The organism is Pedococcus bigeumensis, assembly GCF_039531795.1.
Lineage (GTDB): Bacteria > Actinomycetota > Actinomycetes > Actinomycetales > Dermatophilaceae > Pedococcus > Pedococcus bigeumensis.
On sequence record NZ_BAAAQS010000001.1, the window covers coordinates 623,505 to 650,295 of the forward strand.

Annotated in this window: 21 protein-coding genes and 2 tRNA genes; 18 read left to right on the top strand and 5 right to left on the bottom strand. The window is 70.5% G+C overall.

The window, feature by feature from the left end; genetic code table 11:
* Nucleotides 1-506: 506 nt before the first annotated feature.
* The 12 genes from ABD262_RS03030 (at nucleotide 507) to ABD262_RS03085 (ending at nucleotide 17,483) form a co-directional block, all read left to right on the top strand.
* A complete protein-coding gene (locus ABD262_RS03030; protein WP_344130941.1) occupies nucleotides 507-1,574 on the top strand; it encodes a 3-isopropylmalate dehydrogenase in 1,068 nt (355 codons plus the stop codon).
* Between the two features lie 106 nt (nucleotides 1,575-1,680).
* Nucleotides 1,681-2,790 carry a branched-chain amino acid aminotransferase gene (locus tag ABD262_RS03035; protein ID WP_344130944.1) on the top strand — a complete coding sequence of 370 codons (1,110 nt, stop codon included), beginning with the start codon at nucleotides 1,681-1,683 and terminating at the stop codon, nucleotides 2,788-2,790.
* A gap of 197 nt (nucleotides 2,791-2,987) precedes the next feature.
* Nucleotides 2,988-4,580 (top strand): amino acid permease, encoded by a 1,593-nt coding sequence (locus ABD262_RS03040; protein ID WP_344130947.1) that lies wholly within the window; start codon nucleotides 2,988-2,990, stop codon nucleotides 4,578-4,580.
* Nucleotides 4,577-5,482, top strand: coding sequence for a phosphotransferase (locus ABD262_RS03045; RefSeq protein WP_344130950.1), 906 nt, complete (start codon nucleotides 4,577-4,579; stop codon nucleotides 5,480-5,482). The genes ABD262_RS03040 and ABD262_RS03045 overlap by 4 nt, the downstream gene beginning before the upstream one ends.
* Nucleotides 5,479-7,953, top strand: coding sequence for a GcvT family protein (locus ABD262_RS03050; RefSeq protein ID WP_344130953.1), 2,475 nt, complete (start codon nucleotides 5,479-5,481; stop codon nucleotides 7,951-7,953). Before ABD262_RS03045 ends, ABD262_RS03050 begins: the two co-directional genes overlap by 4 nt.
* Nucleotides 7,954-8,031: 78 nt before the next feature.
* Nucleotides 8,032-8,763, top strand: coding sequence for a FadR/GntR family transcriptional regulator (locus ABD262_RS03055; protein WP_344130956.1), 732 nt, complete (start codon nucleotides 8,032-8,034; stop codon nucleotides 8,761-8,763).
* Between the two features lie 25 nt (nucleotides 8,764-8,788).
* Nucleotides 8,789-10,156, top strand: a complete 1,368-nt coding sequence (locus ABD262_RS03060; protein ID WP_344130959.1) for a glutamine synthetase family protein — start codon at nucleotides 8,789-8,791, stop codon at nucleotides 10,154-10,156.
* Nucleotides 10,153-11,550: an aldehyde dehydrogenase family protein gene (locus ABD262_RS03065; RefSeq protein ID WP_344130962.1), complete on the top strand. Its 1,398-nt coding sequence runs from the start codon at nucleotides 10,153-10,155 to the stop codon at nucleotides 11,548-11,550. The genes ABD262_RS03060 and ABD262_RS03065 overlap by 4 nt, the downstream gene beginning before the upstream one ends.
* Nucleotides 11,551-11,561: 11 nt before the next feature.
* Nucleotides 11,562-12,329, top strand: coding sequence for a 3-oxoacyl-ACP reductase (locus tag ABD262_RS03070; RefSeq protein ID WP_344130965.1), 768 nt, complete (start codon nucleotides 11,562-11,564; stop codon nucleotides 12,327-12,329).
* Nucleotides 12,330-12,336: 7 nt separating this feature from the next.
* The gene (locus ABD262_RS03075) at nucleotides 12,337-13,065 is read left to right on the top strand and encodes a gamma-glutamyl-gamma-aminobutyrate hydrolase family protein (protein ID WP_344130968.1); all 729 of its coding nucleotides are present in this window, start codon (nucleotides 12,337-12,339) and stop codon (nucleotides 13,063-13,065) included.
* Between the two features lie 286 nt (nucleotides 13,066-13,351).
* Nucleotides 13,352-14,932, top strand: a complete 1,581-nt coding sequence (cimA, locus tag ABD262_RS03080; RefSeq protein ID WP_344130971.1) for a citramalate synthase — start codon at nucleotides 13,352-13,354, stop codon at nucleotides 14,930-14,932.
* A gap of 304 nt (nucleotides 14,933-15,236) precedes the next feature.
* Nucleotides 15,237-17,483, top strand: a complete 2,247-nt coding sequence (locus tag ABD262_RS03085; protein WP_344130974.1) for a putative bifunctional diguanylate cyclase/phosphodiesterase — start codon at nucleotides 15,237-15,239, stop codon at nucleotides 17,481-17,483.
* Between the two features lie 68 nt (nucleotides 17,484-17,551).
* On the opposite strand, the gene ABD262_RS03090 is transcribed toward ABD262_RS03085, so the two are convergent.
* Together ABD262_RS03090 and argG are read right to left on the bottom strand one after the other, a co-directional pair.
* Nucleotides 17,552-18,226 carry an RNA polymerase sigma factor gene (locus tag ABD262_RS03090; protein ID WP_344130977.1) on the bottom strand — a complete coding sequence of 225 codons (675 nt, stop codon included), beginning with the start codon at nucleotides 18,224-18,226 and terminating at the stop codon, nucleotides 17,552-17,554.
* Between the two features lie 53 nt (nucleotides 18,227-18,279).
* The gene (gene argG / locus ABD262_RS03095) at nucleotides 18,280-19,707 is read right to left on the bottom strand and encodes an argininosuccinate synthase (RefSeq protein WP_344130979.1); all 1,428 of its coding nucleotides are present in this window, start codon (nucleotides 19,705-19,707) and stop codon (nucleotides 18,280-18,282) included.
* Nucleotides 19,708-19,994: 287 nt separating this feature from the next.
* Between argG and ABD262_RS03100 the strand changes: the two genes are divergently transcribed.
* Complete coding sequence (locus ABD262_RS03100; protein ID WP_344130982.1) at nucleotides 19,995-20,747, top strand: PadR family transcriptional regulator; 753 nt, start codon at nucleotides 19,995-19,997, stop codon at nucleotides 20,745-20,747.
* Here the strand turns inward: ABD262_RS03100 and ABD262_RS03105 are convergent.
* Nucleotides 20,687-21,616 (bottom strand): 3-methyladenine DNA glycosylase, encoded by a 930-nt coding sequence (locus ABD262_RS03105; RefSeq protein ID WP_344130985.1) that lies wholly within the window; start codon nucleotides 21,614-21,616, stop codon nucleotides 20,687-20,689. The two genes, ABD262_RS03100 and ABD262_RS03105, sit on opposite strands and share 61 nt — an antisense overlap.
* Nucleotides 21,617-21,808: 192 nt before the next feature.
* Nucleotides 21,809-21,985: a hypothetical protein gene (locus tag ABD262_RS03110; protein WP_344130988.1), complete on the bottom strand. Its 177-nt coding sequence runs from the start codon at nucleotides 21,983-21,985 to the stop codon at nucleotides 21,809-21,811.
* Nucleotides 21,986-22,067: 82 nt separating this feature from the next.
* Between ABD262_RS03110 and ABD262_RS03115 the strand changes: the two genes are divergently transcribed.
* The 5 genes from ABD262_RS03115 (at nucleotide 22,068) to ABD262_RS03135 (ending at nucleotide 25,812) form a co-directional block, all read left to right on the top strand.
* Complete coding sequence (locus tag ABD262_RS03115; protein ID WP_344130991.1) at nucleotides 22,068-23,021, top strand: GlxA family transcriptional regulator; 954 nt, start codon at nucleotides 22,068-22,070, stop codon at nucleotides 23,019-23,021.
* 41 nt (nucleotides 23,022-23,062) lie between these two features.
* Nucleotides 23,063-23,839: a fumarylacetoacetate hydrolase family protein gene (locus ABD262_RS03120; protein WP_344130994.1), complete on the top strand. Its 777-nt coding sequence runs from the start codon at nucleotides 23,063-23,065 to the stop codon at nucleotides 23,837-23,839.
* Between the two features lie 72 nt (nucleotides 23,840-23,911).
* Nucleotides 23,912-25,441 (top strand): glutamate--tRNA ligase, encoded by a 1,530-nt coding sequence (gene gltX / locus ABD262_RS03125; protein WP_344130997.1) that lies wholly within the window; start codon nucleotides 23,912-23,914, stop codon nucleotides 25,439-25,441.
* 116 nt (nucleotides 25,442-25,557) lie between these two features.
* Nucleotides 25,558-25,629, top strand: a tRNA-Gln gene (locus ABD262_RS03130).
* 107 nt (nucleotides 25,630-25,736) lie between these two features.
* Nucleotides 25,737-25,812, top strand: a tRNA-Glu gene (locus tag ABD262_RS03135).
* A gap of 207 nt (nucleotides 25,813-26,019) precedes the next feature.
* Here ABD262_RS03135 and ABD262_RS03140 read toward each other — a convergent pair.
* Nucleotides 26,020-26,763 (bottom strand): IclR family transcriptional regulator, encoded by a 744-nt coding sequence (locus tag ABD262_RS03140; protein ID WP_056922488.1) that lies wholly within the window; start codon nucleotides 26,761-26,763, stop codon nucleotides 26,020-26,022.
* Nucleotides 26,764-26,791 lie beyond the last annotated feature (28 nt).

A 26,791-nucleotide genomic window follows, 5' to 3' on the forward strand; every position in this document is an offset into this window, starting at 1 on the left:
CGCAGGGGGTCGGCGACCCTACGACCATGAGACCCGGGTCACGTCCAGCCATGTCTCACTGCGTGGGAAACGGGTGTCAATTAGTTGGACGTCCACGTAACCTCGAAGACATGACGCGGCAGGTCGTAATTCTTATTTGCCGCGGCGAGTTCCGGTAGCCAGCCCACTCGCCGCGGAGATCCCGCGTGCGTGGCTGGCAGTGGCACCCCGTCAACCGGGCGAGTGCCCAGTGCGATCACCGAGAACCACCCGATACCGAACCCTGTTGTGACACAGGGAGATCCGAAGAGGAACTGATCATCATGAGTGAAGAGGCCGAGAAGGCACGTCAGGCACTTCAGGAGTCGATGGACCTGCGCGAGCAGGGTCATTCCGACGACTGACCAGCGCACCCACACCTGCGCACCGTCATGGTGCGACGACGAACGGCTCCGAGCTCCCGCCCGGGGCCGTTCGTCATGTGAGACGCCAGTATCAGATCGCAAGACCGTCCTTAGGCTGGTCACATGGCTTCCGAGAGCACCGGCAACGACACCGTCAACCTCGCCGTCATCGGCGGCGACGGGATCGGGCCGGAGGTCGTCGCCGAGGGCCTGAAGGTCCTCGAGGCGGTCACGGCCGGCACCGGCACCAAGTTCCACGCCACCGAGTACGACCTCGGCGCCAGGCGATGGCACGCCACCGGCGAGACCCTCCCCGACTCCGTCCTGGAGGAGCTGCGCGGTCACGACGCCATCCTGCTGGGCGCGATCGGTGACCCGACGGTGCCGAGCGGCGTCCTCGAGCGTGGGGTGCTGCTGCCGCTGCGGTTCGCCCTCGAGCAGTACGTCAACCTGCGTCCAGCCAAGCTCTACCCCGGGGTGCAGAGCCCGCTCGCGGTCGAGCGGGTCGCCCCGGACGGCATCGACTTCGTCGTCGTCCGCGAGGGCACGGAGGGGCCGTACGTCGGCAACGGCGGCGCGCTGCGCACGGGCACCCCGAACGAGATCGCCACCGAGGTCAGCGTCAACACCCGGTTCGGCGTCGAACGCGTCGTCCGCGACGCCTTCGCCCGCGCGCAGGCCCGTCCGCGTCGGCACCTGACCCTCGTCCACAAGCACAACGTGCTGACCCACGCCGGGCACCTGTGGCGCCGCACCGTCGACGAGGTGGGCGCCGAGTTCCCCGAGGTCACGACGGCATACCAGCACGTCGACGCGGCCACCATCTTCCTGGCCACCGACCCGGGGCGCTTCGACGTCATCGTCACCGACAACCTGTTCGGCGACATCATCACCGACATCGCCGCGGCCATCGTCGGCGGCATCGGGCTGGCCGCGAGCGCCAACATCAACCCCGAGCGCACGGCCCCGAGCATGTTCGAGCCCGTGCACGGCTCCGCCCCCGACATCGCCGGCCAGGCCAAGGCCGACCCGACCGCGACGATCCTCTCGGTCGGCATGCTCCTCGAGCACCTGGGCCGGTCCGACGAGGCCGCCCGGGTCGAGCGCGCGGTGGAGGCGGACCTGGCCGCGAGGGGCAGCGCGGTACGCAGCACCGGCGAGGTCGGCGACGCGATCGCGTCCCTCCTCTAGACGACTGGCTGCATCCGACGTCTCCTGCCCGGGTGGTGTGCCGGGCAGGTAATCTCGGCAGGAGGAACCCCGCCCCGACCTCGGGGTGACCCACCAGGAGGACTCCATGAGCCAGACCACCGCCCCGCTGACCTTCGAGGTCATCCGCCGCAGCGACCCGCGGCCGGACGCGGAGCGTGAGGCCGTACTGGCCAACCCGGGGTTCGGCACCACCTTCACCGACCACATGGTCACAGCCCTGTGGCGCAAGGGGGAGGGCTGGAGCGACGGCAAGGTCGTCCCCTACGGCCCGATCACGCTGATGCCCTCGGCGGCGGTGCTGCACTACGCCCAGGAGATCTTCGAGGGCATGAAGGCCTACCGCCACGAGGACGGGTCGATCTGGACGTTCCGCCCCGAGGCCAACGCGCAGCGGATGATCCGCAGCGCCCGCCGGATGACGCTGCCCGAGCTGCCCGAGGAGGACTTCCTCGCCTCGCTGCGCGCGCTGGTGGAGGTCGACCAGGCCTGGGTGCCGTCGGGGGCCAGCGGTGAGTCGAGCCTCTACCTGCGCCCGTTCATGTACGCCTCCGAGGCCTTCCTCGGGGTGCGCCCGGCCTCGGAGGTCACCTACTCGGTGATCGCCTCGCCCGCGGGTGCCTACTTCAGCGGCGGGATCAAGCCGGTGACCCTGTGGCTCTCCACCGACTACGCGCGCGCCGGCGAGGGAGGCACCGGTGCGGCGAAGTGTGGTGGCAACTACGCCTCCAGCCTCGCCGGCCAGCTCGAGGGCATCGAGAACGGCTGCGACCAGGCGGTCTTCCTCGACGCCTCGACGCACACCTACGTCGAGGAGCTCGGCGGCATGAACCTGTTCTTCGTCACGAAGGACAACCGCTTGGTCACGCCCGAGCTCACCGGGTCGATCCTCGAGGGCGTCACCCGCTCGTCGGTGCTGGCGCTCGCCAAGGAGATGGGCCTGGAGCCGGAGGAGCGACGGGTGCCGATCCAGGAGTGGAAGGACGGCGCGGCCAGCGGGGACATCGTCGAGATCTTCGCCTGTGGCACGGCTGCGGTCATCACCCCGGTGGGTGAGCTGCGCTGGGCCGGTGGCTCGTGCGACCACCGCAACGGGGTCGACTACGGCGAGGTGACCCGCTCGATCCGTGAGCGGCTGCTCGACATCCAGTACGGCCGCACGGAAGACACCCACGGCTGGCTGACCCGCCTGGTCTGACCCGCCTGGTCCGACCCGCCTGGTCCGACCCGGCCCCGCTGACCCGAACCCGGCGTGCGTGGCTCGAGTCCCTGCCGCGCCGCCTGCTCCCCGGGGGTGGGCGGCGCGGTCTTTTGGTTTGTGTTCGGACCATTGACAGGCCCAGCCCGCTGGGTGAAGCATTCGCTCACCTTCGTTGCGTGGACTAGGAGTCTGCTGTGTCCGATCTGCGATCACTCTCCGACGACGAGCGTCGTCTCGCCGAGCTCGGCTACAAGCAGGAGCTCAACCGCTCCTGGTCCGGCTTCTCGAACTTCGCGATCTCCTTCTCGATCATCTCCATCCTGGCCGGGTGCTTCACCACCTTCGGCCAGGGCTTCAACAACGGTGGTCCGGTCGCGATCTCGTGGGGCTGGCCGATCGTGGCGGCCTTCATCCTCCTCATCGGCTTCACCATGTCCGAGCTCGTCTCGGCCTACCCCACCTCGGGTGGCATCTACTGGTGGGCGAGCAAGATGGGCGGGGCCCGCGCCGGCTTCTTCACCGGCTGGCTCAACCTGATCGGCCTCATCGCAGTGACGGCCTCGGTCGCCTACGGCTGCGCCACCTTCCTCGACCTCACGCTGAGCACGTTCTCGAAGGGCTACGCCGACGGCTACTCGCTCACCCGCGTGTTCTGGTTGTTCGTGGTCCTGCTCGTGCTCGCTTCGGTGCTCAACATCTTCAGCGGCCACCTGATGGCGATCATGAACAACGTCTCGGTCTGGTGGCACGTGGTCGGCGCGACCGTCGTGGTCCTGATGCTCATCTTCATCCCCGACCACCACCAGAGCTTCTCCTACGTGTTCACCGAGCGGTTCAACAACTCCGGCTACAGCGGGGGCAGCAACAGCTCGCTCAAGTACTGGTTCCTCGTCCTGCCGTTCGGCCTGCTGCTCACGCAGTACACGATCACCGGCTTCGACGCCTCGGCCCACCTCTCCGAGGAGACGGCCTCGGCCTCGAAGGCCGCGGCGAGGGGCATCTGGCAGTCGATCTTCTACTCGGCCATCGGCGGCTGGATCCTGTTGCTGTGCTTCCTGTTCGCGGTCCCCGACAACGACAAGGGCCTCCCCGACAACGCCGGGGTCGGTGGCGGCGGGGTCGCCTACATCTTCACGCACGCCATGGACAGCAAGTGGGCAGGCACGATATTGCTCATCTCCGCCGTGGGCCAGTTCTTCTGCACCACCTCGTGCATGACCAGTGCCTCCCGGATGACCTTCGCGTTCAGTCGTGACGGGGCGATCCCCGGCTCACGGCTCTGGTCGGCGCTGTCGGGGGCCAAGGTGCCGGCCAACGCCGTGATGCTGGTGGCGGTCGTGGCCGCGCTGATCACGCTCCCCGCCCTGAAGGAGGTCAACGTCGGCACCGCGGAGTCGCCGCTCATCGTGCCGGTCGCCTTCTACGCAGTGGTCTCGGTGGCCGTGATCGGGCTCTACCTCGCGTTCCTCATCCCCATCTGGCTGCGCTGGCGGATGGGCGACAGCTTCGAGCCCGGCACCTGGAACAACGGGGCGAAGTACAAGTGGATGAACATCATCGCCGTGCTGGAGATCGCCATCATCTCGGTCTACTTCATCCTGCCCTTCGTCCCGGCCGGCGTGCCGTTCAGCGACGGTTTCGACTGGAAGTTCGTCAACTACGCCCCGATCCTCACCATCGGCTCGCTGGCCATCCTGTGGATCTGGTGGCAGGTGTCGGCGCGCAAGTGGTTCACCGGTCCCAAGCACACCATCGACCAGGCGGTCGTGGAGGCCTTCGGGGAGTGACCTCGGGCCTGACGCTCGACGAGGCCCTCCAGCGGCTGCCCCTGCTGGGCCAGCCGCTGGAGGTCACCGAGCTGCCCGGCGGGCTGACCAACCACAACTACCGGGTCCGGACGGCGACGCACGACGTCGTCGTCCGGATCTCACCACCGGGCACCGAGCTGCTCGCGATCGACCGTGCGCACGAGTGGCACAACAGCGCGGTGGCTGCCTCGGTCGGTGTCGGTGCCCCGGTCGTCGACTACCTGCCGGGGCAGGGCGTGCTGGTCGTCGAGTTCCTCCCGGGGCGCACGTATGCGGCTGCCGACGTGGCCGCCAACGTCTCGCGGGTCGCCGCAGCGGCTCGCCGGCTCCACGGCGGCCCGGCCTTCGCGTCGCGTTTCGACATGTTCGCGGTGCAGCGCGGCTACCTGCGGATCGTCCGCGAGCGCGGGTATGCCGTGCCGCAGGGCTACGACGCGCTGGAGCCGGCGGCCGCGCGGGTCGAGGCCGCCCTCAGGACGCACCCGGAGCCGCTCGTGCCCTGCCACAACGACCTGCTGGCGGCCAACATCCTCGACGACGGGGGAGACCTGCGGTTCATCGACTACGAGTACTCGGGGATGAACGAGGCGTCCTTCGAGCTCGGCAACCTGGCCGACGAGTCCCACCTCGACCGTGACCGCCTCGTCGCCCTGGTGGAGGCCTACCACGGGCTGGTGACCGCACGCCTGCTCGCCCGCGCCGAGCTGTGGGGCCTGGCCGGGCGCTGGGCCTGGACGCTGTGGGGGGCGATCCAGCACGGGGTGTCGGAGGTCGACCACGACTTCTGGGACTTCGCCATGGAGCGCCACGAGCTGGCCCGGGCCCTGCTGACGAGCGCTCGGCTGGACGACCTGCTCGACGCCGCGGGTGCCGCCGCATGAGCGGGATCCCCGAGCGCGCGCACGTCGTCGTGGTCGGTGGTGGGGTGATCGGCTGCAGCGTGGCCTACCACCTCACCAAGCTCGGGTGGACCGATGTCGTGGTCCTGGAGCAGGGCACGCTGTCGTGCGGGACCACCTGGCACGCAGCGGGACTCGTCGGCCAGCTGAGGGCCAGCGAAGCCGGCACCCGGCTCGTGCAGTACTCGACCGACCTCTACGCGAGGCTCGAGGAGGAGACCGGGCTGACGACCGGCTACCGCGTGTGCGGTGGGCTCACGGTCGCGCGGACGCCCGAGCGGATGGTGCAGCTCCGGCGCACGGTCGCCAGCGCCGCGGCATACGACCTCGACTGCGAGCTGCTCACCCCCGACCAGGCGCTCGAACACTTCCCGCTCATCCAGGTCGACGACGTGCTCGGGGCCATCTGGCTCCCGGGCGACGGGCGCGCGAACCCGACCGACCTCACCCAGTCGCTGGCCAAGGGCGCCCGCATGGGCGGCGCCACGATCGTCGAGAGGGTCCGCGTCACGGGGGTCACCACCCGGGACGGGCGGGTGGCGGGAGTGTCCACCGACCAGGGCGACATCGAGGCCGAGGTCATCGTCAACTGCGCCGGCCAGTGGGCCAAGGCAGTCGGCGCGCTCGCCGGGGTGACGGTGCCACTGCACTCCGCGGAGCACTTCTACGTCGTGACCGACCAGATCGCCGGCGTCCACCGCGACCTGCCGATCCTGCGCGACCCGGACGGCTACACCTACGTGAAGGAGGAGGTCGGGGGTCTGCTGGTCGGTGGCTTCGAGCCGGTGGCCAAACCGTGGGTGTCGCCCGACGAGATCCCCTACCCCTTCGAGTTCGCGCTGCTCGACGAGGACTGGGAGCACTTCGAGGTGCTCATGGACAGCGCGGTGCACCGGATCCCGGTCCTCGCGGACACCGGGATCCGCAAGTTCTACAACGGACCGGAGAGCTTCACGCCGGACAACCAGTTCCTCCTGGGCGAGGCGCCCGAGCTGCCGGGCTTCTTCGTGGGGGCCGGCTTCAACTCGGTCGGGATCGCGTCGGCCGGCGGTGCGGGCCGGGCGCTGGCCGAGTGGGTCGTCGAGGGCGAGCCCACGTCCGACCTGATCGGGGTGGACCTCAGGCGCTTCTCGCCGCTCTCGGGGAGCAACGCCTGGCTGCGTGCGCGGGTCGGCGAGGTGCTGGGCCTGCACTATGCGGTGCCGTGGCCGAACCGCGAGCTGGAGTCGGCGCGACCGCAGCGGGTCTCCCCGGTGCACGACCTCCTGGTCGCGCAGGGGGCCTGTCTCGGGAGCCGCAACGCCTGGGAGCGGGCCAACGTCTTCGCGCCGCCGGGGGAGGCTCCCGTCCTCGACTACGCGTGGGAGCGCCCGCGGTGGGTCGACTGGTCGGTGGCCGAGCAGCGGGCGACCCGCGTGGCGGTGGCGGTCTTCGACCAGACGTCCTTCTCCAAGTACGTCGTCACCGGACCCGACGCGGCGCGGGCGCTGCAGTGGCTCTGCACGGCCGACGTCGACGTCCCGGTCGGCCGGGCGGTCTACACGGCGATGCTCAACCGGCGCGGCACCTACGAGGCCGACCTGACCGTGACCAGGACCTCGGCGACCGACTTCTTCCTCGTCAGCAGCGCGGCGACGACGGTGCGTGACCTCGACTGGATCCGACGACACGTGCCCGCCGACGCCCGCGTCGGCGTCGCCGACGTGACCGGCTCGTATGCCGTGTTCGGCGTCATGGGGCCGCGCTCACGGGAGCTCCTCGAGGCCCTGAGCGCCGACCGGTTCGACGACGCATCCTTCCCGTTCGGCACCAGTCGCGAGGTCGTCATCGGCACGACGCTCGTGCGGGCTACCCGGATCACCTACGTGGGCGAGCTCGGGTGGGAGCTCTACGTGCCCACCGAGCTGGCGCGCTCGGTCTACCAGGACCTGTTCCGCGCCGGAGCAGACCTGGGAGCCGTGCCGGCCGGCTACTACGCGATCGAGTCCATGCGGTTGGAGAAGGGCTACCGTGCCTTCGCCCGGGAGCTCACGACCGACACCGGTCCGGTCGCGGCCGGCCTGACCTTCGCCTGCAAGCTGCGCTCGGACGTCGACTTCCTCGGCCGGGCGGCCGTGGAGGCGTCCCGGCTCGTCCCGCCGACCCGCCGGGTGGTGTCCCTCGTGGTGGGCGACCCGGCGGCATACCTCTGGGGTGGGGAGCTGTTGCTGCGCGACGGTGCGCCCGCGGGCCAGGTCACCAGCGCGGCCTGGGGAGCGACGGTGGGCGCCTCCGTCGGCCTGGCGCTGGTCGGCGACCGTCCCTCCGGCACCGCGACGAAGGACTGGCTCGAGGGTGGGAGCTGGACCGTCGACCTCGCGGGCGAGCGGCTCCCGGTCTCGGTCTCGCTGCGTGCGCCGTTCGACCCGGAGGGGCGCAAGCTCGGCCGCGAGGGACGTGACCTCAGCACGTGAGCCACACCGACCGATGGAGACCTAATGGTCCTATCCCAGACCATTGACGCGGTCCCGCCGGAGGTATTGGATCGGACGGTGAGCCCCGCCCAGGAGAGGATGTCGCTGCCCCACGTCGTCCTCCGACCGGCGTCCGGCAACGCCTTCGAGTCGACCGTCGAGCAGCTGGCGACGGCCATCCGGCTGGGCGTCTTCACCGACGGGGAGCAGCTGCCGCCCGAACGCGAGCTCGCCGACCGGCTCGGCGTCAGCCGCAGCACCCTGCGCGAGGCGATCGCCGCCCTGCGCGACTCCGGTCTGGTCACCACCCGGCGCGGACGAGGTGGCGGCAGCGTGGTGACCTACTCGGGGCAGGAGCCCGGCAGCCGTTCCGCCACCGTGCCGGTGCGCACGGGGGCGGCCCTCGCCGACGCCATCGACTTCCGCCGCGTGGTCGAGCCGGGGGCGGCGGCGCTCACCGCGACCCGGGCCCTGGCCGCCGACCAGCGCGCCTGGCTCGTGGAGAGCGCCAAGGCCGCCCGGGAGGCGCCGGACAACGCCGCCCACCGGCTGGCCGACAGCCGCTTCCACCTCGCCGTGGCCACGCTGTCGGGCTCGCCGATGCTCATCGAGGCGGTCACCCGCGCCCAGGCGGCGCTCAACGAGCTGCTGTCCGCGATCCCCGTGCTCCCGACCAACATCGCGCACTCCAACGACCAGCACGACGCCGTCGTGCGGGCCATCCTCGACGGCGACGACGCACGAGCACGCGAGGCGATGGAGGAGCACTGCGACGCCACGGCCGCCCTGCTGAGGGGACTCATCGGATGACCGCCCGAGACACCAGGAGACCCGCATGACCGCTCCACCACAGCTCACCGTCGAGCAGCTCCGTGCCGACATCGCCGCCGGCGTGGTCGACACGGTGATCGTGGCGTTCACCGACATGCAGGGACGGCTGCAGGGCAAGCGGATCCACGCGCAGTTCTTCCTCGACTCGGTGCTGGGCCACGGCACCGAAGGGTGCAACTACCTGCTCGCGGTCGACGTCGACATGAACACCGTGGACGGTTATGCCATCAGCTCGTGGGAGCGCGGCTACGGCGACATGATGTTCGACCTCGACCTCGAGACCCTGCGCCGCACGCCGGGCCAGCCCTACTCGGCGACCGTGCAGTGCGACCTCTCCTGGCTCGACGGCAGCGGGCTGGTGCGCGAGTCGCCGCGGTCGGTGCTCAAGGCCCAGGTCGACGCGGCCGCCGAGCTGGGCTTCGTGGCCCTCACCGGCACCGAGCTCGAGTTCATCGTGTTCGAGGACTCCTTCGACCAGGCCTGGGACCAGCGCTACCAGGGCCTCACCGGCGCCAACCGCTACAACGTCGACTACTCCATCCTGGGCGGCACGCGCGTGGAGCCGCTGCTCCGAGACATCCGCAACGAGATGTATGCCGGGGGCGTCACCGTCGAGAGCGCCAAGGGCGAGTGCAACCTCGGCCAGCACGAGATCGCCTTCCTCTACGACGGCGTGGTCCGCACGTGTGACAACCACGTGGTCTACAAGACCGCGGCCAAGGAGATCGCGGCCAACCACGGCAAGTCGCTGACCTTCATGGCCAAGTTCGACGAGCGCGAGGGCAACTCGTGCCACATCCACCTGTCGCTGCGCGGCACCGACGGAGGGATCGTCTTCGCGGACGACGACAAGGAGGGTGGGCGCAGCGCCGTCTTCGAGCACTTCGTGGCGGGCATCCAGACCAGGATGCGCGAGCTCACGCTCCTCTATGCCCCGAACGTCAACTCCTACAAGCGGTTCCAGCCGGGGTCGTTCGCGCCCACGGCGATCGCGTGGGGCACCGACAACCGCACCTGTGCCCTGCGGGTGGTCGGCCACGGCGCGGGGCTGCGGGTCGAGAACCGCGTGCCCGGCGGCGACGTGAACCCCTATCTCGCCGTGGCTGGCATGCTCGCCGCCGGGCTGCACGGCATCCGCGAGGAGATCTCCCTCGAGCCCGCCTTCGAGGGCAACGCCTATGCGTCGGACAAGGACCGCGTGCCGTCCACCCTCGCGGAGGCGCGAGACCTGTTCTCGGCCTCGGACTTCGCCCGGGCCGCGTTCGGCGACGACGTGGTCGACCACTACACCCACGCCGCGGACGTCGAGCTGGCCGCCTTCAACGCCGCGGTGACCGACTGGGAGCGGGTCAGGGGGTTCGAGCGACTGTGAGCCTGCACCAGGTCGTCAACCCCGCCACCGAAGCGGTGGTCGCCGAAGTCCCACTGGCCGACGTCGAGCAGACCGACGCCGCCATCGCTGCGGCCGAGGCCGCGGGCGCTGCGTGGCGCGCAGTGGCGCCCGCCGACCGCGGACGCCTGCTGCGGCGGTTCTCCGAGCAGGTCGACGCCCACGGCGAGGAGCTGGCCCAGCTCGAGGTGGCCAACTCAGGTCACACCATCGGCAACGCGCGGTGGGAGGCCGGCAACGTCAGGGACGTGCTGGCCTACTACTCAGCGGCGCCGGAGCGGTTGTTCGGCCGGCAGATCCCGGTCGCCGACGGGCTGGACGTCACGTTCAAGGAGCCGTTGGGCACGGTGGGGATCATCGTCCCCTGGAACTTCCCGATGCCGATCGCCGGCTGGGGATTCGCCCCGGCGCTCGCTGCGGGCAACACCGTGGTGCTCAAGCCGGCCGAGCTGACGCCGCTCACGGCGATCCGGCTGGGGGAGCTGGCCCTGGAGGCGGGGATCCCGGAGGGCGTCCTCACCGTCATCCCGGGTAAGGGGTCGGTCGTCGGCGAGCGCTTCGTGACCCATCCGTCGGTGCGCAAGGTGTGCTTCACGGGCTCGACCGCCGTCGGGCAGAGGATCATGCGTGGGGCCGCCGACCAGGTCAAGCGGATCACCCTCGAGCTCGGCGGCAAGAGCGCCAACATCGTGTTCGACGACAGCGACCTCGAGACCGCGGCCGCCACCGCGCCCTACGGGGTCTTCGACAACGCCGGACAGGACTGTTGCGCCCGGAGCCGGATCCTGGTGCAGCGCAGCGTCTTCGACCGGTTCATGGAGCTGCTGGAGCCCGCGGTCAAGGGTGTCGTCGTGGCCGACCCCGGCGACGAGGCCACCGAGATGGGGCCCCTGATCAGCGCCGGACAGCGCGAGACCGTGCGCTCCTACGTCGAGGAGGCGACCGAGGACGTCGACATCGCGTTCCGTGGCGAGGCGCCGACCGGCGACGGGTTCTGGTACCCGGCCACGGTGGTCCTACCGAGGGCGACGACCGACCGGGTCTGGCAGGAGGAGGTCTTCGGGCCGGTGGTGGCCGTCATGCCGTTCGACGACGAGGCCGACGCGGTCGCCAAGGCGAACGACACGGCATACGGGCTGTCGGGGTCGATCTGGACCCGTGACGTGGGTCGCGCGCTGCGCGTCGCCCGCGGGGTCGAGGCGGGCAACCTGTCGGTCAACTCGCACAGCAGCGTGCGCTACTCCACCCCGTTCGGGGGCTTCAAGCAGTCGGGCATCGGGCGCGAGCTGGGCCCGGATGCCCTCGACGCCTTCACCGACGTCAAGAACGTCTTCATCTCGACCCGAGACACCACCACCAGCACCACCACCCCCTGAGAGGACTTCACATGGCAGGCAGGCTCGACGGCAAGGTGGCCGTCGTCACGGGCGGGTGCTCCGGCATCGGCCTGGCGACCGTGCGCCGGTTCGCGGAGGAAGGCGCCAAGGTCGTCGTCGGCGACCTCGACGACGCGGCTGGAGAGTCGCTGGCCGAGGAGATCGGGGGCGCCTACGTGCACTGCGACGTCGCCACCAAGGACGACGTCGACCGCCTGTTCGCGACGGCCAAGGAGAAGTTCGGCCGGCTCGACATCGCGTTCAACAACGCCGGCATCAGCCCTCCCGAGGACGACTCGATCCTCGACACCGACCTCGACGCCTGGCGCCGCGTGCAGGAGGTCAACCTCACCAGCGTCTACCTCTGCTGCAAGGCCGCCCTGCCCTACATGCTCGAGCAGAAGTCGGGGTCGATCATCAACACGGCGTCGTTCGTGGCGGTGATGGGGGCCGCCACGTCGCAGATCTCCTACAGCGCCAGCAAGGGTGGCGTGCTGTCGATGACGCGTGAGCTCGGGGTGCAGTTCGCCCGCGAGGGGATCAGGGTCAACGCCCTGTGCCCCGGTCCGGTCAACACCCCACTGCTCAAGGAGCTGTTCGCCAAGGACGAGGAGCGGGCCGCCCGGCGCCTCGTGCACGTGCCGATGGGGCGGTTCGGCGAGCCCGAGGAGATGGCCAACGCCGTGCTCTTCCTGGCCTCCGACGAGTCGAGCTTCATGACCGCCTCGACCTTCCTGGTCGACGGGGGGATCTCCGGCGCCTACGTGACCCCCCTGTGAGGTCCACGTGAGCCGGCCGCTGATCGGGATCACCTGCTACGTCGAGCCAGCGAGCCGCGGTGACTGGAAGGACGTGCCGAGCGTCGTCCTGCCGCACGACTACGTCAGGCAGGTCAAGGACGCCGGCGGCACGCCGATCGTCATCCCGCCCTGGACCGACGTCGACGACGACGCGGCAGTCGAGATGGTGGCGCGGATCGACGGACTGGTGATCGCCGGCGGTGCCGACGTCGACCCCAGCCTGTATGCCGCGTCCGAGCGTCACCCGCACGTGCAGGAGTCGCGCCCCGACCGCGACGCCACGGAGACGGCGTTGGCGCGCGCCTCGGCTGCGGCCGACCTGCCGCTCCTGGGCATCTGCCGCGGCATGCAGGTGATGGCCGTGGCGGCCGGGGGCGTCCTGGAGCAGCACGTGCCCGACCGGGTCGGCCACGTCGACCACTCCCCAGCCGTCGCGGTCTACGGCCACCACGTGGTGCACACCGTCCCCGGCTCGCGGCTCGCGACCCTGCTCGGTGAGGTCACCGACGTGCCCAGCTACCACCACCAGTCGGTGCTGACCCATCCCGGCTACGAGCCGTCCGCGTGGGCGCAGGACGGCACCCTCGAGGCGATGGAGGCCCCGGTCGCCCGGTTCCGGCTGGGCGTCCAGTGGCACCCGGAGGTGGGCGACGACCCGAGGCTGTTCGAGGCGCTGGTGGCGGCAGCGCGCGAGCGGGCGTCAGCCAGCTCCTGACCACGATGCGGACCAGGGGTTCAGTCGGTGGACCTCACCTGCGACAGTGGTCCCGTGACCTCCTGGCACATGGCTACCACCATGGTGATTATCGACTAGCGCGACGAGACTCCCTCGTCGCGCAGACCTCCCACACCCGGGGGGTCTTTTGCTTTGTGTGGAGCTGCTCGTGCAGCCGACACGGCGTCAGGGCCACTGCCGGCACCACCCCAGCCGGGCAGAGGGGCGCGACAGCGGAGAGAATGACCACCAGGACACCGAAGACGACTCGGCGAGGACTACGACGATGAGCGACCTGCACGTCTACGACACCACCCTGCGCGATGGCGCGCAGCAGGAGGGGCTCAACCTCTCCGTGTCGGACAAGCTCGCCATCGCCATGCACCTCGACGAGCTCGGAGTGGGCTTCATCGAGGGTGGCTGGCCGGGGGCGAACCCGAAGGACACCGAGTTCTTCGCCCGTGCCCGCACCGAGCTGCGGCTGCGCAACGCGACCCTCGCGGCCTTCGGCGCGACCAGGAGGGTCGGGGGCCAGGCGGCCTCCGACCCGCTGGTGCGGGCCCTGCTCGACAGCCAGGCCCCGGTGGTGACCCTCGTGGCGAAGTCCCATGAGCGCCACGTGGCGTCGGCGCTGCGCACCACCCTCGAGGAGAACCTCGCCATGGTGCGCGACACGGTGTCGTTCCTCGCGGGGGAGGGACGCCGGGTGTTCCTCGACGCCGAGCACTTCTTCGACGGGTATGCCGCGAACCGCAGCTACGCGCTGGAGGTCGTGCGGGCGGCGATGGAGTCCGGCGCCGAGGTGGTCGCCCTCTGCGACACCAACGGCGGCATGCTGCCCGACCAGATCGCGGAGGTGGTGGCCGACGCGGTCGGCACGACCTCGGCCAGGGTGGGCATCCACTGCCACAACGACACTGGCTGCGCGGTGGCCAACTCCATGGCGGCGGTCGACGCCGGGGCCACCCACGTGCAGGGCACCATCAACGGCTACGGCGAGCGCACCGGCAACGCCGACCTCATCACCGTCGTCAGCAACCTGCAGATCAAGCGCGGGCTGCCGCTGCTCGAGGCCGAACGGCTGCGCGAGGCCACCCGGATCGCCCACGCGATCAGCGAGATCACCAACGTCCCGCCCTACTCCCGCCAGCCCTACGTCGGAGCCAGCGCCTTCGCCCACAAGGCCGGCCTGCACGCGAGCGCCATCAAGGTCGACCCCGACCTCTACCAGCACACCGACCCGCAGCTCGTCGGCAACGACATGCGGATGCTGGTGTCCGACATGGCTGGTCGGGCCAGCATCGAGCTCAAGGGTCGCGAGCTCGGCTACGACCTGTCGGGCGACAACGACCTGCTCACCCGCGTCCTGGCCAAGGTCAAGGAGCTCGAGCTGCGCGGCTACACCTTCGACGCGGCCGATGCCTCCTTCGAGCTGCTGCTGCGCCGTGAGGTGGAAGGGGGCGGCTACGACTTCTTCGAGGTCGAGTCGTGGCGGGTCATCACCGACGCGCGTGGCGCCGAGGACGCGCTGTCGGAGGCGACCGTGAAGGTCGTCGCGGGGGGCGAGCGGGTCGTGGCGACCGGTGAGGGAAACGGTCCGGTCAACGCCCTCGACCACGCCCTGCGGCGGGCGCTGGCGCCGGCCTACCCCGAGCTCGACAAGCTCGAGCTCATCGACTTCCGCGTGCGCATCCTCGATGCCGCGCACGGCACCGACGCGGTGACCCGCGTGCTCATCGAGACCTCCGACGGCTCGACGTCCTGGGAGACCATCGGCGTGGCCGGCAACATCATCGAGGCGTCGTGGCAGGCGCTCGTCGACGGCGTCACCTACGGCCTGGTCCGCGCGGGGGTCCCCGTCCGATAGCGCCGTCGGGCACGGGCACCCGCTAGGCCGTGCAGCCCGGCCGCGCGGCATACCGGCTCGGCTGCGCACGCGCGCCGTCCCGACGCGGGCGCGCCCGTGTTGACCAGATCGTGGACGTCCTCGTCATACCCATGGCGGCTGACACGTCTCACCGCGTGGAGACTTCTGGGACTGGACGACGGCGAGGTGGACGCTGGTGAGCCCTCCTGACCTGTCCCTTCCACCGGAAGGGGGGTCGAGCCCCGGCGTGGAGTCTTGCGGGGGGGTCGACGAGGAGCTCTTCAGCCGGCAGATGCTCGCGGCCATGCGGTTCGCCCCCCGGGCGAACCTGGTCAACGCCGCCAGCCTCGTCGTGCTCAACCTCTACGTCGCCGTGCCCACGCAGGTCGTGTTCGCCGTCGTGTGGCTGGCGTTCGCCGTCCCCGCCGCCGGGGTGGGCACCCTGATCTCGTGGGTGGGCAAGCGCTCGGTGGCTCGTCGCGGCGAGATCCAGCTGAGCCGCTGGTACTACCGCCTGGCGGTCCTCGAGGTGTCTATCCAGGGGGTGCTCAACGCCATCCTGGTGGGCTACCTTCTCCCTCGGGTCGACCCGGGGCGACAAGTCGTCCTGGCAGCGACGTTCGCGGGCATCCTGGGCGCCGGGGCAGTCGCGCTCTCCATGGTCCGGTCGATCGGCGCCCTGTGGGTGGTCGTCCCGGTCGTCGGTGTCGTCCCCACGTTCCTGCTCATGGACCAGCGCTCCTACGACGTCCTCAGTGCCCAGCTCGTCCTCTATGGCGCGGTGCTGGTCGTCGGGGTGGTCTACCTCGCGGACTCCTTCCGGCGACGCTCGCTGGCCGAGATCAGGGCACGCCAGTCGCTCGAGGTCGTGGAGCTCCTGCTCGACGACTTCGAGGACGGCTCGCGCGACTGGCTCTGGGAGACCGACTCCGAGGGGCTGCTCACCCACGTCTCCGAGCGTCTCGCCGAGGTGTCCGGGCTCTCCGTGCACCAGCTGCGTCGTCTCACCCTCGTCGACCTGCTCCGCACCATCGCCGACCCGTCGGTCGACGGCCGGCGGTCGGTCGACGCGCTCACCGACGCGCTGGCCCGGGGGCAGGGCATCCGCGAGCACGTGCTGCACGTCAGGGTGCGGGGTGGGCCGCGGTGGTGGTCGATCTCCGGCACGCCGAGGACGGACCCAGGCGGAGCGGTGGTCGGCTGGCGGGGGGTCGGCGCCGACATCACGCAGGCCCACAACCACGCGATGGACATGCTGCGGCTGGCGCAGACGGACCCGCTCACCGGACTTGCCAACCGGCGGCGGTTCCAGGAGCGGTTCGAGGCGGTCCTCGCCGCCGACCCGGGGGCCGGCGAGGTCCACCTCGCGATCTTCGACCTCGACAACTTCAAGTCCGTCAACGACACCTTGGGGCACTCCGTCGGCGATGAGCTGCTGGCGCAGGTCGCGGCCCGGCTGGGCGCCCGAGCCGAGGGCGCCTTCATCGCGCGGCTGGGTGGTGACGAGTTCGCCGTCGTGGCGCAGCCGGTCCCCTCGCCTGACTTCCCCGAGTTGGTCTTCGCGCCCTACCAGGAGGTCTTCGACGAGCCGTTCAGCGTGCGTGGCAACCGGCTCACCGTGACGGCGTCCGTCGGGTGCGCCCGCGCCCGGCCGGGCAGCGCGGGAGCCGAGGAGCTCGTGGGCAGGGCCGACCTCGCCCTCTATGCCGCCAAGGCCGCCGGCGCCGGGAGGATGAGTTCCTTCAGCCCCTCGATGAGCCTTCGGGCCCACCACCGGGCCACCCTGGTCGCCGACCTCGAGCTGGCGATCGAGAGGGAGGAGTTCCTGTTCCACTACCAGCCCCAGCACGAGCTGGTGACCGGCAGGGTGGTCGCCACGGAGGCGCTGCTGCGCTGGCAGCACCCCACCCGCGGCCTCCTGCCGCCCGTCGAGTTCCTCGACGTCGCCGAGGAGTCAGGACTCCTCGTGCCCATCGGCGCGATCATGCTGCGCCAGGGATGTCGCAGGCTGGCGGGGCTGGACGGATGCGTGAGGCTGGCGTTCAACGTGTCGCAGGTAGAGCTGCACGGGCACGGCTTCCTCGACCAGCTCGAGGCGGCGATGCACGAGTTCGGCGTCGACCCGGGTCGTCTCGAGCTGGAGGTCACGGAGACGGCCGCCGCCACACCTCATTCCGAGGCCATCCTCCGCGAAGTCCGGGAGCTGGGGGTCCGCGTCGCCCTCGACGACTTCGGGGTCGGCTACTCGTCGCTGGCTCGCCTCCAGCGCCTGCCGGTCGACCTGCTCAAGGTCGACCGAGTCTTCGCGGCAGCGCTCGGCTCCGCTGCCCCGCGCGCGCGGGACGTCGCCCTCGCGATCATGAAGTCCGCCGTGGACATCGCCTCGGCCCTGGGCATCGAGGCCCTGGCTGAAGGAATCGAGGACTCGGCCCAGCTGGCGCAAGTGCGGCGTCTGGGGTTCGACCTCGCGCAGGGCTTCTTCGTGGCGACGCCGGCACCCGACGTCACCCGCCGGCTGAGGCTGGTGGAACCACCGGTGGGGACCGACTAGCTGTCCGGCAGCTCCGTGCTGCGGTGCATCGGCGGCCCGCAGGTCCAGCTGGTCCGCCCATCCTGTCGTCAGCCCGATTGCCCGGCCGAGCGTCGGTCGGCCCGTTCATCGCCGCCCTCGCCGGACCTGAGGGCGAGGTATGCAGCGCGCAGGCCACCTCGCGCGCGAAAGCTCAGGGCCGCTGCGGCGTTGGCGTTCAGACCCATCTTGGCTCCCGCCACGGCAGGCGGCTCGCCGACGATGATCGTGCGCCACAGGATCTCCCGCCACCGGGGTGGCAGCGTGGCGAGCAGGTCGACCACCAGGCTCTCCTGGAGGACGCTGTCGCTGCCGTCGGGCTGGAGTCGGTCCAAGGCCTCCCGGTCCCCGACGAGGAACTCGCGTGCGCTCCTGCGGATCTGGTCGACATAGAGGTGGCGGATCGTCGTGGCGAGGTACGGCTTGAGACGCCGGTCAGGTCCGGAGCCGTGCAGGACCGACGTGAAGACCCGGGTGAACGCGTCACTGACCAGGTCGTCGGCCAGACCGGAACCGCCGACCCCCCGCGCTGTGCGGAGGGCTGCTGTGTAGTGGCGCTCGTAGAGCGCCGACATCGCCGATCTGTCGCCGGACCGGACCGCGGCCAAGAGCTCGCGGTCGTCGTCGGCCGTGGCGTCGGTCTCGGGCGTCGAGCCGTCCGTCCCCACCCCGTGCGGGGTCGCGTCCGGCGGGACCTGCATTCCCTCCATGCGTGCGAGACGCATGAAAGGCGGTCCTGTGACGCGGGTCGCGCGGAACCGTCATCGCCGGGCCGGGATCAGTCGGTGCCGGACTCCATGGCAGCCCGGTCGAGAGCCTCTTCCTCCGCGCCCTCCGCGCCCCCGGCCCACGGGTTCGAGGAGATCGCCTTGGCGCCGCCGGGCTCGAGGTCTCCCACGAGGTCGTGGTGACGCGCGACGAGCTGGCCCTGCGCGGCATACTGCTCGAGCTTGGCGCGGGAGTCGGCGATGTCGAGGTTGCGCATGGTCAGCTGTCCGATGCGGTCGACGGGCCCGAAGGCGGCGCCCTCGGTGCGCTCCATCGAGAGCTTCTCGGGGTGGTAGCTGAAGGCCGGCCCCGTCGTGTCGATGATCGAGTAGTCGTCGCCGCGACGCAGGCGCACGGTGACCTCGCCCGTGACGACCGAGGCGACCCAGCGCTGCAGCGACTCACGCAGCATCAGCGACTGGGGGTCGAGCCAGCGGCCTTCGTAGAGCAGGCGGCCGAGCCGGCGACCCTCCGCGTGGTAGTTGGCGATGGTGTCCTCGTTGTGGATCGCGTTGAGCAGGCGCTCGTAGGTGATCCAGAGCAGGGCCAGGCCCGGTGCCTCGTAGATGCCACGGCTCTTGGCCTCGATGATGCGGTTCTCGATCTGGTCGGACATGCCGAGGCCGTGGCGGCCGCCGATCGTGTTGGCCTCGTCGACGAGCGCGACCGCGTCGGGGAACGCCTGGCCGTTGATGGCCACCGGCCGGCCCTGCTCGAACCGGACCGTCACGTCCTCGGTGGGGATCACCAGGGAGTCGTCCCAGAAGGGCACACCCATGATCGGGTCGACGATCTCCATGCTCTCGTTGAGGAACTCGAGCGTCTTGGCCTCGTGGGTGGCGCCCCAGATGTTGGCGTCGGTGGAGTAGGCCTTCTCGGTGCTCGAGCGGTACGGCAGGTCCCGGGCCTGGAGCCACTCGGACATCTCCTTGCGGCCGCCCAGCTCGTGGACGAAGTCGGCGTCGAGCCACGGCTTGTAGATGCGCAGCGCCGGGTTGGCGAGGAGGCCGTAGCGGTAGAACCGCTCGATGTCGTTGCCCTTGAAGGTGGAACCGTCGCCCCAGATGTCGACGCCGTCGTCCTTCATGGCACGCACCAGGAGCGTGCCGGTGACGGCGCGGCCCAGGGGAGTGGTGTTGAAGTAGGTCTTGCCGCCACTGCGGATGTGGAAGGCGCCGCAGGCGATCGCGGACAGGCCCTCCTCGACCAGGGCCGAGCGGCAGTCGACGAGCCGGGCGAGCTCGGCACCGTAGGCACCCGCCCGATCGGGGACCGTGTCGATCTCGGGCTCGTCGTACTGGCCCAGGTTCGCGGTGTAGGTGCAGGGGATCGCCCCCTTCTCCCGCATCCAGGCAACAGCGACAGAGGTGTCGAGACCGCCCGAGAAGGCGATCCCGACACGCTCACCAACAGGCAGGGAAGTCAGAACCTTCGACACGGTAGGTCAGCCTACGGGCCTCCGGAGCGGCGCGTGCACGGGTCCGCTCCGTGACCGACCGACCGCTCCCATAGCCGTCCCCCCACGGCTGGCCATCCGTGCGGCCGGGAGCCCGGTCGCGGCGGAGCGGTGCGCCAGGGGTCGCCGGAGGCGTGAGGAGGACTTGACATCGATATATCGATAGTTCATCATTCGATATATCGACAACACAATGTCGACCGTGCGAGAGAGAGCCGCCCGACCAGAGCGACGGCCCCCGCACCACCACGCTTCGTAGGAGTGAACCCATGAACCGCATGAACCTGAACACCCAGATGTCCCACCCCCGCCGAGGGGGCCAGGCCGGCCGAGGCCGGTCCATCGACGGCCAGCCCGGTCGCAACCGCGGGCAGGACGGCCAGCCCGGTCACGGCCTGCACGGCGGACCCCGACGCGGGGGCCGCAGCGAGTTCGCCGGCTTCGGCCCCGGTGCGGGTTTCGGCCCGGGCGCCGGCTTCGGCGACGGTCGTCGTGGCGAAGGCCATGGCCCTCGCGGTGGCGGCCGCGGACCGCGGCGTGGCCGTCGCGGTGACGTCCGCCGCGCGATCCTCGCGCTGCTCGCCGAGGAGCCGATGAACGGCTACGGCATCATCACCGCCATCGCCGAGCGCTCCGACGGCTCCTGGCAGCCCGGTCCCGGATCGGTGTACCCGGCGCTGCGCTCGCTCGACGAGGAAGGCCTGATCGCCCCGGACGAGTCCGACGAGGACCCGCGCCGCAAGGTGTTCGCCCTGACCGGCGACGGTCGGGCCTACGCCGAGACCCACGGCGACGAGCTCGTCCAGGCCTTCGCCGACGCGACGACGCCCCAACGAGGCTTCCGCGAGATGCGCCGGGAGATCGGCCAGCTCGTCGTCGCCGTGGAGCAGGTCGTCGTGGCCGGCCAGCCGAGCCAGATCGAGGCAGCCCAGCAGGTGCTCGCCGACGCCCGCCGCTCGCTCTACCGCATCCTGGCGGAGGACGAGACCGGCCCCGAGGCCGGCGTCGAGTCGGCCGAGTAGCCACCGTCGATCGCGTCCAGGGCCTGCAGGAGTCGCTCCCGCAGGCCCTGTCCGCGTGTCGCGAAGTCGCGCTGCGCGGCGGCATACTCGGCCCGCCCCTGGGGCGTCTCGATGGCGACGGTGGCGTAGCCCAGGGCGCTGAGGTCGTAGGGGGAGGCGCGCATGTCGAGCTCGCGGATCTCGCGGGCGAGCTCGAAGCTGTCGAGGACCACTGCGCTCGGCACGGCGGGCGCGAGCTTCATGCACCACTTGTAGAGGTCCATCCCGGCGTGCAGGCAGCCGGGCTGCTCCAGCGCGACCTGGTCGTCGCGGGTCGGCTGGAGGAGGTTCAGCGACCGGGCCGCAGGTGTGTAGAAGCGGAAGGCGTCGAAGTGCGTGCACCGGATCTGCAGCCCGTCGACCACGTCGTCGGTGCCGGCCGCTCCGAGCCGCAGGGGCCAGGAGGCGTGGCGCACCTCGTCCGGCGACTGGCGGTAGACCATGGCCCACTCATGCAGCCCGAAGCAGCCGAGCTGCGCCGGCCGTGAGCGGGTCGCCGACACGAGGCGCCGCACGAAGCCGACGGTGGCCGCCCGCGCCTCGAGGTATGCCGCGGTGTCCAGCAGGCTGCCTCCGTCGAGGTCGCGGTAGAACCGCCACGACCCACGGTCCAGCTCGGCGGCACCCTCGAGGACCACGTCGGGTCCGGGGTGCCAGCGCCGCAGCTGCGACGGCTTGAACGGGTAGTAGGTGAAGAGGAAGTCCTCGACCGGGTGGGTGCCGCCGGTCTGCCGACGGGCCCGGTGACCGGCAGTGAGGGCATCGACGCGGTCGGCGTGGGCGGCCTCGAGGGCCTGCCACGCCGACAGCTCGAGCACGCGGGACACCATGGGCACCAAGGCTAGCCGCGCGGCATACCACTCCGTCTCCGGCGCTAGGCCCCGCGGAGCGAAACCCTCAGCCCCCGGCTCCGTGCCCCACGAACCTGTCAGCCCCCCCGGCAAAACGGCAGTTGCTCGACGAAACGGGCCCTATGGGCACCGTTTCGTCGAGCAACCGCCGTGTTGCGAGGCGAGGCCGGGTCACGAACGGGCAGTCGCGTCGTGGATGACGCGGTCCCAGTCGTGGTCGAGGTCGCTGAAGGCGATCGTTGAGTCGGCTCCGTGCGGTGCGTGGGGGAGCGACCAGGTGCGGCGGTGGTGACGCTCGACGGCGAAGACCAACGCAGTGACAAAGGCGAGGAGCAGGAAAATGGTCATGTCCGTAATCATGCGCTCAACAGAATACAGCCACGAGTGGCAGAACTGTCGCTGAGGGCAGAGTTTCTGCCATACTCCTGCCATGGCCCTGTCCACGATCGCAGCGCTCATCACCGACCCCGTCGCCATGTTCGAGACCGCCATCGCCTGTGAGGTCTTCGGGCTCGACCGCACCGACGACGGCGTGCCCCCGTTCACCTTCATGATGTGCGGGGAGACCGCGGGCGTCCCCGTCCCGACCACGAGCGGTGGTGCCCTGACACCCACCCACCAGTGGCAGGACGCCCTCGACGCCGACCTGGTGGTCATGCCCGCCGGTGGCGTGCGGGACACGTATCCCGAGGAGCTGCTCGACGTCATCCGCGGGGCGCACGCCCGGGGCGCCACCATCCTGTCGATCTGCACGGGGGCGTTCATCCTCGGCGAGACCGGCCTCCTCGACGGGCTGACCGCGGTGACGCACTGGCGCTATGCCGAGTCGTTCGCCCGGCGGTTTCCCAAGACCACGGTGTCCATGGACGTCCTCTACCTCGACCACGGCCAGATCGTCACCGGCGCAGGCACGGCCGCGGGGATCGATGCCGTGCTCCACCTCGTGCGTCGCGAGCTGGGGTCGACGGTGGCGACGCGGATTGCCCGGCGGATGGTGGTCCCCCCGCAGCGAGACGGCGGCCAGCGCCAGTACGTCGAGGCCCCGGTGCCCGAGACCGACTGCGAGAGCATGCAGCCGGTGCTCAACCACATCACCGAGAACCTCGACGCCCCCCACACCGTCCCGGAGCTCGCCCGCCTGGCGATGATGTCCGAGCGCACCTTCGCGCGGCGTTTCGTCGCCGAGACCGGGACGACCCCGCACAAGTGGCTCGTCCAGCAACGGGTGCTGCGCGCTCGAGAGCTGCTCGAGTCGACCGACCTCCCGGTGGAGTCGGTGGCGTCGCACAGCGGGTTCGGCTCGGCGGCGCTGCTGCGCACCCACTTCCAGACCGTCGTGGGCACCTCGCCCCAGCGCTACCGTCGCGAGTTCTCGCGGCGCTGAGCCGCGCCGGCCCGGCGCCGCCGTCCCGATAGGCTCCCTTGGTGCGCATCGCGAGATACACCACTGGTGAAGACCCCTCCTACGGCATCGTCGAGGGGGAGCCCGGCCGCGAGTTCATCGCCCAGGTCCAGGGCGACCCGCTCTACCAGCCGGTCGTGCTGACGGGGGAGACGGTGCCCCTCGAGGACGCCCGCCTCCTCGCGCCGGTCATCCCGCGCAGCAAGGTGATCGGCATCGGTCGCAACTACGCCGACCATGCCAAGGAGATGGGTGGTGAGGCCCCGGCGCAGCCGATGATGTTCCTCGTCCCCAACACCGCGGTCGTCGGCCCCGGTGACCCCATCGTCATGCCGGCCGGGGCGGAGGAGATCTCCTACGAGGGGGAGCTCGCCGTCGTCATCGGCCGGATCGCCAAGGACGTGCCCCGGGAGCGGGTGTCCGAGGTCGTCTACGGATACACCTGCGCCAACGACGTCACCGCTCGCGACTGGCAGCGGGGCGACGGACAGTGGGCCAGGGCCAAGGGCTTCGACACCTCGAAGCCGCTGGGCCCGTGGATCACCACCGACCTCGACGTGTCGGACCTGCGCATCCAGAGCCGGATCGACGGCGAGACCCGTCAGGACGGCCGGACCGCCGACATGATCTTCGACGTGGAGACGCTGGTGTCCTACGTCAGCGCCGCCTTCACCCTCCTGCCCGGTGACGTGATCCTCACCGGCACCCCGGCCGGTGTCGGCCTGGTCGAACCGGGGCAGCGCGTGGACGTCGAGATCGAGGGCATCGGCACGCTCAGCAACACCTTCGTGCGCCGCTGAGGCGAGGTATGCCGCGTGGCCGACCACGCGGCATACCTCGCCTCTCTGCATGGTCCCTAGAATCGGGGCACCATGACTGAGACGCCCTCCTCCGCACCCCGCCTCCGTGTCGCGCCGTCACCCACCGGTGACCCGCACGTCGGCACCGCCTACATGTCGCTGTTCAACCTGGCCTTCGCGCGGCAGCAGGGCGGCTCGTTCGTGCTGCGCATCGAGGACACCGACCGGGCACGCTTCCGCGAGGACAGCGAGAAGCAGGTCTTCGAGACGCTGCACTGGCTCGGGCTGCAGTGGGACGAGGGCCCCGACGTGGGCGGTCCCTTCGCGCCCTACCGCCAGTCCGAGCGGCTCGACACCTACCGCCCCTACGTCGAGCGGCTGCTGGCCGACGGCCGCGCCTACCACTGCTGGTGCTCCACCGAGCGCCTCGCGCAGATGCGTGACATGCAGCAGAAGCTCAAGCAGCCCACCGGGTACGACCGGCTCTGCCACGGCAAGACCCGCGAGGAGCGCGCCGAGCTGCCGGGCTTCAACGAGACGCCGGTCGTACGGATGTTCATCCCCGACGACGTCGAGCTCACGTTCGAGGACCTGATCCGTGGGCGGGTGTCCGCGCCGCGTCCCGACGACCAGGTGATCCTCAAGGGTGACGGCTTCCCGACCTACCACCTCGCGGTCGTCGTCGACGACCACGAGATGGGCATCACCCACGTCGTGCGCGGTGAGGAGTGGATCTCCAGCACCCCCAAGCACATCCAGCTCTACAAGGACCTCGGGCTGGAGCCGCCGAAGTTCGCGCACATGCCCTTGCTGCGCAACACCGACAAGTCCAAGATCTCCAAGCGCAAGAACCCGGCTGCCCGCCTGACGTGGTTCAAGGAACAGGGCTACCTGCCGGAGGCGCTGGTGAACTTCCTTGCCCTGCTTGCCTATCCGCCGAAGGAGGGCGCGGACGGCGAGGACGTGGAGGTGTTCACCTTCGAGGACTTCAGCCAGGACTTCGACTGGAAGAAGGTCAACCCGGTCGGTCCGATCTTCGACCTGAAGAAGCTCGACTGGCTCAACGGCGTCTACATCCGCGGGCTCGAGGTCGGCCAGCTCGCCTCGCGGCTGCTGCCGTTCCTCGAGGCCGACGGCGTGCTCGGTGACAACCCGAGCCTCGGCCAGCTCGCCAGGCTCGGCAAGGTCACCGAGCTGATCCAGACCCGCATGGTCCTGCTGACCGAGGCGACCGCGCTGGTGCGACCCTTCTTCGTGGGCGACGACGAGATCGAGATCGCGGAGGACGCCCGCGCCCAGCTGAAGGAGGACTCGGGGGCGGTCATCGCCGCCGCGATCAAGGCCCTCGACGAGGTGGACGACACCCGTTCCGGGGTGCTGGGCTCCGAGAGTGGCTGGGCTGCACCCGTGATCGAGGCGGCGTTGCGCTCGGCCATCGTCGAGGAGATGGGGATCAAGCCGAAGTTCGCGTTCGGGCCCCTGCGAACCGCGGTCTCCGGACAACGGATCAGCCCACCGTTGTTCGAGTCGATGGAGATCCTCGGCAAGACCTCGACGCTCGCCCGGCTGCACCGGCTGCACGACGACCTCGACGGTTCCTGACCGCCGAGTCCGCGGGGCGGGAGACCCGATTTGGGAACGTGACCGACGGGCCGGTAGTATCGCGTCTCGGTTCACTCCCATGAAGGCCTTCGGGCGCGCTGGAAGTGATACCCCCTTGGGGTATGGTGTAATTGGCAACACTACGGTTTCTGGTACCGTCATTCTAGGTTCGAGTCCTGGTACCCCAGCTCAGGCGCAGCCCTTGTGGCACACGCCGATTCGGAGAAATCCACTTCCTGCCGGTATGGTTCTCTCCGCTGCCCGCGCACTGCAGAGTGCACGGGCAACCAGCTAGGGCCCCGTTGTGTAGCGGCCTAGCACGCCGCCCTCTCAAGGCGGTAGCGCGGGTTCGAATCCCGTCGGGGCTACCAGTAGAAGCCTCCGTCCACGGACGGGGGCTTCTCTCGTGTCCGGCACCCTCCCTGGGTCACCTGTTGCGCGCAGGTGGTCACCGACCCGCCGTCAGGGCCGTCCGTGACCACCACGCGGCAGCAAGTGGGCAGGCACAGAGGTATGCCGCGCGGCCGGCTGGGCCGCGCGGCATACCCGGGCGTCGTGGGACGGCGCGAACGCGCCGCTCAGGCGTGGTTCTGCTGCTGTTGCTGGGCGTGGTGCCGGGCGAGGACCTCGGTGAGCTTGTTGGCCCCCGCGATGACCGTGGCCGCGTGGAGGCGGCCGGGCTGGCGGGAGAGCCGCTCGATCGGGCCCGAGATGGACACGGCGGCCACGACGCGGCCGGAGGGGCCACGGACCGGCGCGGAGACGGAGGCGACGCCGGCCTCCCGCTCGCCGACGCTCTGCGCCCACCCACGGCGGCGCACCCCGGAGAGGGTGGTCGCGGTGAACTTGGCACCGTGCAGCCCACGGTGGAGCCGGTCGGGCTCCTCCCAGGCGAGCAGCACCTGGGCCGCGGAGCCGGCGAGCATCGACAGCGTGGCGCCGATCGGGATGGAGTCGCGCAGGCCGACGGGGCGCTCGGCCGCGGACACGCAGATGCGGTGGTCGCCCTGGCGCCGGAAGAGCTGCGCGCTCTCGTTGGTGTGGTCGCGCAGCGCGCCGAGGACCGGGCCGGCCGCGGCCAGCAGGCGGTCCTCGCCCGCAGCTGCGGCGAGCTCGGCCAGGCGCGGGCCGAGCACGAAACGGCCCTGCAGGTCGCGCGTGACGAGACGGTGGTGTTCGAGGGCGACGGCCAGCCGGTGAGCCGTGGGGCGGGCCAGACCGGTCGCGGTGACCAGCTGGGCGAGGGTCGACGGACCGGCCTCGAGGGCGCCGAGGACGATGGCTGCCTTGTCGAGAACGCCGACTCCACTGGTTGTGTCCATGGCTTGATATTGACGTCTCATTCGCTGA

What these genes read in the sequence shown, in the direction of transcription:
- ABD262_RS03105 (WP_344130985.1), bottom strand. Translation starts at nt 21,616, where the DNA reads ATGGTGTCCCGCGTGCTCGAGCTGTCGGCGTGGCAGGCCCTCGAGGCC.
- ABD262_RS03030 (WP_344130941.1), top strand. Translation starts at nt 507, where the DNA reads ATGGCTTCCGAGAGCACCGGCAACGACACCGTCAACCTCGCCGTCATC.
- ABD262_RS03140 (WP_056922488.1), bottom strand. Translation starts at nt 26,763, where the DNA reads ATGGACACAACCAGTGGAGTCGGCGTTCTCGACAAGGCAGCCATCGTC.
- ABD262_RS03070 (WP_344130965.1), top strand. Translation starts at nt 11,562, where the DNA reads ATGGCAGGCAGGCTCGACGGCAAGGTGGCCGTCGTCACGGGCGGGTGC.
- cimA (WP_344130971.1), top strand. Translation starts at nt 13,352, where the DNA reads ATGAGCGACCTGCACGTCTACGACACCACCCTGCGCGATGGCGCGCAG.
- ABD262_RS03050 (WP_344130953.1), top strand. Translation starts at nt 5,479, where the DNA reads ATGAGCGGGATCCCCGAGCGCGCGCACGTCGTCGTGGTCGGTGGTGGG.
- gltX (WP_344130997.1), top strand. Translation starts at nt 23,912, where the DNA reads ATGACTGAGACGCCCTCCTCCGCACCCCGCCTCCGTGTCGCGCCGTCA.
- ABD262_RS03115 (WP_344130991.1), top strand. Translation starts at nt 22,068, where the DNA reads ATGGCCCTGTCCACGATCGCAGCGCTCATCACCGACCCCGTCGCCATG.
- ABD262_RS03035 (WP_344130944.1), top strand. Translation starts at nt 1,681, where the DNA reads ATGAGCCAGACCACCGCCCCGCTGACCTTCGAGGTCATCCGCCGCAGC.
- ABD262_RS03100 (WP_344130982.1), top strand. Translation starts at nt 19,995, where the DNA reads ATGAACCGCATGAACCTGAACACCCAGATGTCCCACCCCCGCCGAGGG.
- ABD262_RS03090 (WP_344130977.1), bottom strand. Translation starts at nt 18,226, where the DNA reads ATGCGTCTCGCACGCATGGAGGGAATGCAGGTCCCGCCGGACGCGACC.
- ABD262_RS03060 (WP_344130959.1), top strand. Translation starts at nt 8,789, where the DNA reads ATGACCGCTCCACCACAGCTCACCGTCGAGCAGCTCCGTGCCGACATC.
- ABD262_RS03085 (WP_344130974.1), top strand. Translation starts at nt 15,237, where the DNA reads ATGCGGTTCGCCCCCCGGGCGAACCTGGTCAACGCCGCCAGCCTCGTC.
- ABD262_RS03110 (WP_344130988.1), bottom strand. Translation starts at nt 21,985, where the DNA reads ATGACCATTTTCCTGCTCCTCGCCTTTGTCACTGCGTTGGTCTTCGCC.